Annotated in this window: 2 protein-coding genes; both read right to left on the bottom strand. The window is 40.2% G+C overall.

Features of this window, described 5'->3' with window-relative positions:
* Nucleotides 1-19 precede the first annotated feature (19 nt).
* Nucleotides 20-535, bottom strand: a complete 516-nt coding sequence (locus tag F6K52_RS36460; protein WP_293090136.1) for an IS630 family transposase — start codon at nt 533-535, stop codon at nt 20-22.
* Nucleotides 536-558: 23 nt separating this feature from the next.
* Nucleotides 559-1,080: a helix-turn-helix domain-containing protein gene (locus tag F6K52_RS36455; protein ID WP_293090133.1), complete on the bottom strand. Its 522-nt coding sequence runs from the start codon at nt 1,078-1,080 to the stop codon at nt 559-561.
* Nucleotides 1,081-1,253 lie beyond the last annotated feature (173 nt).

Raw genomic sequence — 1,253 nt, 5'->3', positions numbered from 1 at the left:
CTGGAGTGCTTATACCAATTTAATATGAAGCTGCATAGAAAAGAGCTTCTAAAATGAAGTTGTAAGAGGAGATAGATATTACCTGCTCAAATGTAAGTTGCTCGAACACTTGTTGTATGCGATCGCGTAAATCTTGCAAAGAAGAGAAAAGTTCGTTTTTGAGAGGTTTTTTGAGAAAGTGCCAAAGCCTTTCGATTGGATTAAGTTCAGGGGAATGAGGTGGTTGAAGCAGGGGAATAATATTTTCTGGCCAATTAATCGCACAACTGATATGAGCAGGAGCTTGGTCAATTTGTAAAATTGCATAATCTTCACCTAACTGCTGAGATAGCCAGTCTAAAAACTGTTGAAAATAGTCACCGTTGAGTTTGGGGTATTCGTGTTGAAAATGTTTTCCTGTTAATGGCTCAATTGCACCATAAATCCAAAAATTTTCCCTGACCCATTTAACGTCAACAGTTGGCTTGACTCCAGAAGCAGTAATCACTTTTCCTGTGAGAGTTTTCAGTCCAACCCTAGTTTCATCCTGACACAGATAATGAACGCCCTTTCCCTGTGCTAGATGTTTTTCGAGACGATTGAGAATGATACCGAGTTTTTTTTAAACTCAGATACCAGCTTTTCATCCTGCTTGTAGCTTTGAGGACGTGGTACTTTTAGTTTTGCTCCCAATCGATACCGAACCAATGCATAAACCGTTCCATATTCAATGTCAAGTCCATGCTCTTTTTTCAACCACTCTACTATCGCACCATAGCTACTAAACCCTTTTCCTGTTTTTAACTCCTGTATCAGTGCTGCGATCGCATGATCATTAATTTTTCGTTTTGCTCCTGCCGCTTTCTTGATTTCTAATAAGCCAGACAGACCACCAGACCTATACTTCTGTAACCATCTTGTCACTGTTGAACTATCTCTAGCCAAGCGTTTCCCGATTTCTTGCTGCTCCTTTACCTGTCCACTCTTGAGCCACCACAACATCTGTAGTTTTTCTTTCTGGTTTCCCACCCTGGCTGTCTGTAGCAGTTTTTTTAGTTCCTCTTCACTCTGCGCGATCTCAATCTTAAATGGGCGACTCATGAGTATTTAAACCGATCAAGTTTGCTTCGCTCTATTATATGCAACTTCATATTAAATTGGTATTAGGAAGTTTTTGATGTTGATGGTTGATAGTTGACAGTTGACAGTTGACAGTTGACGGTTGACGGTTCTAATACTATCCCTTTTCCCCTGTCCCCTACCCTCACTAAAAA

It is taken from the genome of Moorena sp. SIO3H5 (assembly GCF_010692395.1).
GTDB lineage: Bacteria > Cyanobacteriota > Cyanobacteriia > Cyanobacteriales > Coleofasciculaceae > Moorena.
The sequence above is the reverse complement of the archived record's forward strand: the minus strand, read 5'-3'. Positions and strand labels throughout refer to the sequence as shown.